6 protein-coding genes are annotated in these 7,972 nt (G+C 69.9%); 4 read left to right on the top strand and 2 right to left on the bottom strand.

From position 1 onward, the window contains the following. Positions 1 to 157: 157 nt before the first annotated feature. Together EIO58_RS09220 and EIO58_RS09215 are read right to left on the bottom strand one after the other, a co-directional pair. Entirely contained in the window at positions 158 to 805 is a 648-nt protein-coding gene (locus EIO58_RS09220) for an endonuclease domain-containing protein (RefSeq protein WP_240658673.1), read from the bottom strand. Between the two features lie 476 nt (positions 806 to 1,281). Continuing rightward, positions 1,282 to 3,405, bottom strand: coding sequence for a S9 family peptidase (locus tag EIO58_RS09215; RefSeq protein WP_127819286.1), 2,124 nt, complete (start codon positions 3,403 to 3,405; stop codon positions 1,282 to 1,284). Between the two features lie 189 nt (positions 3,406 to 3,594). Between EIO58_RS09215 and EIO58_RS09210 the strand changes: the two genes are divergently transcribed. From EIO58_RS09210 to EIO58_RS09195, 4 genes are all read left to right on the top strand, one after another. Beyond that, entirely contained in the window at positions 3,595 to 4,917 is a 1,323-nt protein-coding gene (locus EIO58_RS09210) for an inorganic phosphate transporter (protein WP_127819285.1), read from the top strand. Further along, positions 4,914 to 5,246: a peptidase gene (locus EIO58_RS09205; RefSeq protein WP_127819284.1), complete on the top strand. Its 333-nt coding sequence runs from the start codon at positions 4,914 to 4,916 to the stop codon at positions 5,244 to 5,246. The genes EIO58_RS09210 and EIO58_RS09205 overlap by 4 nt, the downstream gene beginning before the upstream one ends. Before the next feature lie 146 nt (positions 5,247 to 5,392). Beyond that, positions 5,393 to 6,301, top strand: a complete 909-nt coding sequence (locus EIO58_RS09200) for a phosphodiesterase (RefSeq protein WP_127819283.1) — start codon at positions 5,393 to 5,395, stop codon at positions 6,299 to 6,301. A gap of 125 nt (positions 6,302 to 6,426) precedes the next feature. Further along, a complete protein-coding gene (locus EIO58_RS09195; RefSeq protein ID WP_127819282.1) occupies positions 6,427 to 7,902 on the top strand; it encodes an aspartate ammonia-lyase in 1,476 nt (491 codons plus the stop codon). Positions 7,903 to 7,972 lie beyond the last annotated feature (70 nt).

The raw sequence follows: 7,972 nt of genomic DNA, 5'->3' as shown, positions 1-7,972 counted from the left end.
CGCCGCCCCGCGCGACCACCCGGCCCCGCCGCCCCGCGCGACCACCCGGCCCCGCCGCCCCACGCGAAAGCAGGACATCTGGCGGACACAGGATGTTCTGGCGCCGATAACTCCTGCTTTCGTCAGATGTCCTGATCTCAGAGAAGCGCGGCCCGGATCAGCGGACCCGTTGCCGATGAGCACCCTGCGCGATGGCCGTCAGAATCGTCTCGACCACGTACGGCCAGTCGAACAGCACCTGGTGGTAGTCGAATCGGAGCACGACGTAGCCGCGAGCGACGAGCCGCGAGTCGGCCTCGATGTCGCGCCGTCGATCGGCCGCACTGCTGTGGTGAGCGAAGCCGTCGATCTGAGTCACGAGCGACGTGCCGATGAGACCGTCGACCGGGCGGCCGTCGATCCACACCTGCTGCCGCACGGTCACTCCGATGCCACGCAGGCCGTCGACGAAGGACGTCTCGAGCCCCGAATCCGACAGTGAGGAAGCGACAGCCGCCAGTTCAGCGGCCTGAGTGCTCCGCCACGCGACGCGTTCGATCACTTCGGCGTCCACGGCGTGCTTTCGCAGCGCCGACTCCCAGACCGCCAGCGCGTCACGCCTCGTGAGGCAGTGCGCGACGTGGAACAGGACGTTCAGAACGGTATCCGCGTTGTCGTTGCGGCCTACCGGCGCCGGGCCGCGGCCCCAGTGCAGGCGCAGACTCTCGGACATCACCCGCGCGGCGGTCGAGGCGACGGCGACATGGACCCTCTCGTCCATGTGAGCTGCGGGCGTCCAGAAGCCCTGCAGCGCGGCACCGCTCACGCACGTCACCCTGCCGCTCACTGTCGCCGCGGCCCGCCGTCTGCGATCGCAATCGGGCGTGACGAGCCACGAACGCCGCACCCGGTCGATCGCGCCGGCCCGCACCGCCGCGGCGATGTCGTAGACGGTGAAACCGGCCGCGCGCGCATCGGAACTGTGTGAAACGCCTGCGCGGCTCCTCACCCAGTGTGCGAGTTCTGCTCGTCGCAGCTTTGGACGGGTCTCAGAAGCGTTCGACATGCCGACGATTCTTCGGACCCGCGTGAGCCACCCGCACTCGATGCCGCGCATCTGTGCACAGGCGTGCCGTCTCACTCCGTGTGGAGGAGTGGGTTGCCGCGGCATCCCCTTCCCTCCAGCGGCGAAAGCAGGACATCTGACGGAGGCAGGAGGTTCTTACGCAGAAACATCCTGCCCTCGCCAGATGTCCTGTTTTGACAGAGTGGAGGGCGGCGGCGCCGCAGCGACCGGTAGCGTCAGGCGTCGGCGAGGCCGAGGACGTCCAGCACCCACGCGAGCTCGAACGCGCGCTCGCGCCAGGCGTTGTAGCGACCCGAGACGCCGCCGTGGCCGGCGACCATCTCGCACTTCAGGAGCGCGTCGGCGCCGACCTCGCGCAGGCGCGCGACCCACTTCGCCGGCTCGACGTACAGCACGCGGGTGTCGTTGAGCGACGTGACGGCGAGGATGCGGGGGTACGAGGCATCCGTCCGCACGTTCTCGTACGGGGAGTACGACTTCATGTAGGCGTACACGTCGGGGTTGTGCAGCGGATCGCCCCACTCGTCCCACTCGATGACGGTCAGCGGGAGCGACGGGTCGAGGATCGTCGTGAGGGCGTCGACGAACGGCACGTCGGCGAGGATGCCGGCGAACAGCTCGGGCGCGAGGTTCGCGACCGCGCCCATGAGCAGACCGCCGGCGGACCCGCCCTCCGCCACCAGACGATCCGCCGTGGTGAAGCCGTCGTCGATGAGGTGCAGCGCGCAGTCGACGAAGTCGGTGAACGTGTTGCGCTTGTTCAGCAGCTTGCCGTCCTCGTACCACTGCCGACCCATCTCGCCGCCGCCTCGCACGTGCGCGACGGCGAAGACGACGCCGCGGTCGAGCTCCGACAGGCGCGGCACCGAGAATCCCGGCTCGATCGAGTGCTCGTACGAGCCGTAGCCGTACAGGTGCAGCGGGCGGGCCGCGACTCCCGCGTCGCCGAACGAGCGCTTCCACACGAGCGAGATCGGGATGCGGGCACCGTCCTGCGCCGTCGCCCACACGCGCGCCTGCGCGTAGTCCCCGGGCTCGTAGCCGCCGAGCACCGGCTGCCGCTTGCGCAGGTGCAGCTCGCGAGTCGCGACGTCGAGGTCGTACACGGTGCCGGGCGTCACGAACGAGCCGTAGCCCAGCCGCAGCAGCGGGGGAGCCCACTCGGGGTTGCCGCCCGTGCCGACCGAGTACAGCGGCTCGCCGAATTCGATCTCGCTCACGCCGCCGGTCGCGTAGTCGAGCAGGCCGAGGCGCGCGAGGCCGCTGCGGCGGTAGCCGACGACGCCCCAGTCGCGGAAGGTCGACACGCCCAGCAGCCGCTCGCCGGGACGATGCGGGATCACGACCTCGCGCGCGCCGGAGGGGTCGGATGCCGAGACCCGCACCAGCTCGAAATCCAGGGCTCCGTCGTTGTGGAGGATGAACAGCACGTCCTCGCCGTCGACCACCGCGTGCTCGGAGTCGTACTCGACGCCCTCGGCGCGCGGCCACACGACGCGCGGCTCGCCACGGAGGTCGGAGGCATCCAGCAGCCACTCCTCCGACGTGATCGACGAGCCGAGACCGATCACGAGGTAGTGGTCGCTGCGGGTGAAGCCGGCACCCACCCAGAACTTCTCGTCGGGTTCGTGGAACAGCTTCGCGTCGTCGTCGACGGGCGTGCCGAGCTCGTGCAGCCATACGGTGTCGGGGCGCCACGCGTCGTCGACCGTCGTGTAGACGATGAAGCGCCCGTCGGGCGAGAAGGTCGCGCCGGCGAAGGTGCCGGGGATCTCGTCGGCGAGCTGCACATCGGTGACGAGGTCGCGCACGCGGACGGTGTAGCGCTCGTCGCCGGCGGTGTCGACGCCGTAGAGCATGAGAGTGCCGTCGTTCGAGACCTCGAAGCTTCCGAGCGAGAAGAACTCGTGGCCCTCGGCCTCGATGTTGCTGTCGAGGAGGATCTGCTCACCGGGCACCGGGGCGTCGGGTGAGAGCTCGGGGGGCGTCCAGTCGTCGGGAGAGGCGAGCGGCGCGCGGCACTGGATGCCGTACTGCTTGCCCTCGACGGTGCGGCCGTAGTACCACCAGTCGCCGCGGCGAGTCGGCACCGAGAGGTCTGTCTCGAGGATGCGGCCCTTGATCTCGTCGAAGATGCGCTCGCGCAGCCCCTCGAGGTGCGCGGTGCGCTGCCCGGTGTAGGCGTTCTCGGCTTCGAGGTGCGCGATCACCGCAGCCTCGTCCTTCGCGCGGAACCATTCGTAGCGGTCCTCGACGTCGTCGCCGTGGTGCGAACGGATCACCGGACGGGTGTCGGCGACGGGGGCGGGCGAAGGCGCGGATGTGTCGTGGGCAGTCACGCCCTCCACGGTAGTCGCCCGCCGCTCACGCGCGGCCGTGTGCGCGTCCGCGCGGGAGTTGACCGCCGGAGGCGCCGTTGTAGGATTCTTGCTGGCCGGTTGCCGGTTCCTGAACACCAAGTGAACTCTTCGTTCGTCACGCCGATCCCGTCGGCACCCACACCCACCCCCCTTCACGGAAAGCGACCGGTGGAAACCGCAACCCTGATCATCGTGCTGGTCATCGTGCTGGCCCTGTTCTTCGACTTCACGAACGGCTTCCACGACACGGCGAACGCGATGGCGACGCCCATCGCGACCGGTGCGCTGAAGCCCAGGACCGCCGTGCTGCTGGCGGCCATCCTCAACCTCGCCGGCGCGTTCCTGTCGACGGAGGTGGCCAAGACCATCTCGGGCGGCATCATCCGAGAGGACGAGATCTCGGCATCCGTGTTCCCCGCCGTCATCTTCGCCGGACTCATCGGCGCGATCACCTGGAACATGCTGACGTGGCTGCTGGGACTGCCCTCGTCGTCGTCGCACGCGCTGTTCGGCGGTCTCATCGGCGCCACGATCGTCGGCGTCGGGTTCGTGGCGATCGACTTCGGCGTCGTGATGTCGAAGGTGATCCTGCCGGCGGTGATCGCGCCGCTGACGGCGGGCATCATCGCCTTCACGGTGACGAAGCTGGCGTACGCGCTGACGCGACGCTACGACACCAAGCCCGACGGGCGCGACGGCTTCCGGTTCGGCCAGATCTTCACGTCCTCGCTCGTCGCCCTCGCGCACGGCACGAACGACGCGCAGAAGACGATGGGCGTCATCACGCTGGCCCTGATCACCGCGGGCTGGCAGTCCTCGGACGACGCCGACCCCCAGACCTGGGTGATCGTCGCGTGCGCCGTCACGATCGCGCTCGGCACCTACATGGGCGGGTGGCGCATCATCCGCACGCTCGGCAAGGGCCTCACCGACGTCAAGCCGGCGCAGGGCTTCGCGGCCGAGAGCTCTACGGCCGCGACGATCCTGGCCTCCAGCGCCCTCGGCTTCGCGCTGTCGACGACCCAGGTGGCATCGGGCTCGGTCATCGGGTCCGGTCTCGGCCGCCGCGGCTCGCAGGTGCGCTGGCGCACGGCCGGTCGCATCACGATCGGCTGGCTCCTGACCTTGCCCGCGGCGGGAGCGGTGGGTGCCCTCGCTGCGCTGATCGTGGTGTGGCTGGGCTTCTGGGGCATCGTCATCGACGCGGTGCTGGCGGTCGTGATCGTCCTGAGCCTGTTCCTGCGCTCGCGCCGCAACGCCGTCACCGCGGCGAACGCGATGAGCGAGGTCGCCGAGTCCGGCCGCGCGGTGAAGGTCAAGCGCAACCCGCTGCCCACGCGTCGCCAGGGTGCGGTGGCACGGGAGGAGGTGCGCCGCCGCGGCACCGACGAGGCGGCCGTGAAGAAGGCGGCCAAGGCTGCCAAGGCCGGGAAGGGTGCCGACGGCACGGATCGAACGCCCGCCGCGCCGAAGGAGGGAGGCGAGCGATGATCGCCATCGACTGGCTTGCGTTCGTGCAGGTCTTCCTCGCCGCGCTGATCGCCGCCGTGGTGGTCGTCGGCTTCTACGCCCTCGGGCTGCGCCTGCTGGTGCGCGCCGGCCGGCCGCCCGTCGTCGCCCCGGTCGAGTTCACCGACGCCATCACCGTCATCTCCGAGAAGGACGCTCGCCGCGCCGAGAAGGCGGCGGCGAAGGCGGCCAAGCGCAACCCTCTCACCGTGACCCAGAAGCGCATCGCGCTGATCGGCGCGTACACGTGCTTCGCCGTGTGCGCGGCGGCGGTGGCGGGGGGCATCCTGCTGATCGTCTTCAATCACTGATCCAGATCGGCGGCGACGCCGACGGTCCCACGCCCCTCCAGGCGCCGTCCCACTGCCTTTCCACTTGCCGCTGGCGCATCGAGCGGAACCCTCGGCGGCGGGGCCGGCCCCGGCACGGGGTCGCCGCCACCGCCTAGGCTGTGCGCATGACGACGGCACCCGTGCAGTTCGGTCAGTACGCACCCGCGCGGCGCACGCTCCTGCATGTGAGCGACACGCACCTGCTGGCGGGCAACCCGCCGCTGGGCGGGCGCTTCGACACAGCGGCGAATCTCGCCCGGACGCTGGAGGCGGCCGAGGCCACCGGCATCCGTCCGGACGCGATCGTGTTCACCGGCGATCTCACCGATCTCGGCGAGGCGGACGCCTACGCGGCGCTGCGCGACGCCGTCGAGCCGGTGGCCGAGCGGCTCGGGGCGCCGGTCGTGTGGGTCGCCGGCAACCACGACGAGCGCACCGCGATGCGGCGCGTGCTGTTCGGCCTCGAGCCGACCGACGACCCGGTGACCGGCGTGTGGGACCTCGACGGGCTGCGCCTCATCGCGCTCGACTCGAGCGTGCCGGGCTGGCACCACGGCGACCTCGACGCGGGGCAGCGGGAGTGGCTGCGCCGGGAGCTCGAGACGCCCGCGCCGCTCGGGACGATCCTCGCGCTCCACCATCCGCCGCTGCCCTCGCACGTGCCGCTGTTCGACATCCTCGAGCTCCGCGACCAGGGGCGGCTCGCCGAGATCATCGCGGGCTCCGACGTCCGGGCGATCCTGGCCGGTCACCTGCACTACTCGACGAGCGGGACCTTCGCGGGCGTGCCCGTGAGCGTCGCGGCGGCGACCTGCTACACGATGAACCTCGCGCGTCCCGCCGTGGACGTCAACGGCATGGACGCCGGGCAGGCGTTCCACCTCGTGCACGTCTACGACGACACCATCACGCACGCGGTCGTGCCGGTCGTCGACGCACCGACGAGCGACGTGTTCTCGGCCGCGTGGGTCGAACGGATGTCGCGGCTCACTCCCGAGCAGCGGCTCGAGGAGTTCTCGCGCAAGAGGCACTGACCGCCCGCCCCGGTGTATGAACGCGGCCTGCCCGTGTACGCGATGTACAGCGATCCGGAACCGGTGCGCGAGTAGTGTCGGAGTCATCCCCGCACCGCTGTGAACGACCCACGAGGACTGCACACATGGCTCTGGACGCAATGACGCGAACCCGCACCGAGACCGACTCCCTGGGATCCCTCGAGATCCCCGCCGACGCGTACTGGGGCATCCACACCGCCCGCGCGCTCGAGAACTTCCCGATCTCGAAGCGGCCCATCTCGGTCTACAAGGACCTGGTGAAGGCGCTGGCGATGGTCAAGCAGGCGTCTGCCCGCGCGAACAAAGACATCGGGGTCCTCGACGCCGCCAAGGCCGACCTGATCGACCGCGCCGCGCAGCTCGTGATCGACGGGAGGTTCCACGATCAGTTCGTGGTCGGGGTCATCCAGGGCGGCGCCGGCACGTCGACGAACATGAACGCGAACGAGGTCATCACCAACATCGCGCTCGAGCTCGCCGGGCGTGAGAAGGGCGACTACGCGTTCCTCTCGCCGATCGACGACACCAATCGCAGCCAGTCCACCAACGACGTCTATCCGACGGCGATCAAGGTGGGGCTGGGCCTGGACCTCCAGACCCTGCTCGAGGAGCTCGACCTGCTGCGCCGCGCGTTCCTCGCGAAGGCGGTGGAGTTCCACGACGTGCTCAAGGTGGGCCGCACGCAGCTGCAGGACGCCGTGCCGATGACCCTCGGCCAGGAGTTCAACGGCTTCGCCACGACCCTCGGCGAGGATTACCACCGCCTCAAAGAGAACGCGTACCTGCTGTACGAGATCAACATGGGCGCGACGGCGATCGGCACCGGCATCACGACGCATCCCGGCTACGGTCAGGCGGTGCTCGGCCATCTGCGCGAGGTCTCGGGGCTCGATCTCGACCTCGCCACCGACCTGGTGGAGTCCACGAGCGACACCGGCGCGTTCATGTCGTTCTCATCGTCCCTGAAGCGCAACGCGATCAAGCTCTCGAAGATCTGCAACGATCTGCGCCTGCTCTCGTCGGGACCGCAGGCGGGCCTCGGCGAGATCAACCTGCCGCCCCGCCAGGCCGGGTCGAGCATCATGCCGGGCAAGGTCAACCCGGTGATCCCCGAGGTCGTGAACCAGGTGGCGTTCGCCGTCGCCGGCGCCGACCTCACGGTCACGATGGCGGTCGAGGGCGGCCAGCTGCAGCTCAACGCGTTCGAGCCCGTGATCGCACACTCGATCTTCCAGTCGATCACCTGGATGCGCCGCGGGATGCACACGCTGCGCGTCAACTGCGTCGAAGGGATCACGGCCAACCGCGAGCGGCTGGGTGCGCTGGTCGGCTCGTCGGTGGGCGTCATCACCGCGCTGACGCCGTTCATCGGCTACGCGGCGGCGGCTGCGCTCGCCAAGACGGCGCTGCTGACCGGTCGCAATGTCGCCGACCTCGTGGTCGAGGCCGACCTGATGTCGCGCGAAGAGGTCACCAAGCAGCTCTCGCCGGCCCGGCTGTCGGGCCTCGAGACGGTCACGGCGGCCATCCCCGTCGTGGAGGCGGGGGACATCCTCGGTGACGATCCCACCGGCGGGTGAACGCCGGATGCCGCGCACGGCGTGGATGATTGCCCTCGGCGGCTGCGTGCCACTACGGTCATGTGAGCCC

It is taken from the genome of Microbacterium sp. CPCC 204701, from assembly GCF_004010105.1.
Classification (GTDB): Bacteria; Actinomycetota; Actinomycetes; order Actinomycetales; family Microbacteriaceae; genus Microbacterium.
This window is presented reverse-complemented; position numbering and strand designations above follow the sequence as displayed.

Bases quoted from the DNA above. Each gene is read 5' to 3' on its own strand.
- EIO58_RS09200 (WP_127819283.1), top strand. From the start codon at position 5,393: ATGACGACGGCACCCGTGCAGTTCGGTCAGTACGCACCCGCGCGGCGC.
- EIO58_RS09195 (WP_127819282.1), top strand. From the start codon at position 6,427: ATGGCTCTGGACGCAATGACGCGAACCCGCACCGAGACCGACTCCCTG.
- EIO58_RS09205 (WP_127819284.1), top strand. From the start codon at position 4,914: ATGATCGCCATCGACTGGCTTGCGTTCGTGCAGGTCTTCCTCGCCGCG.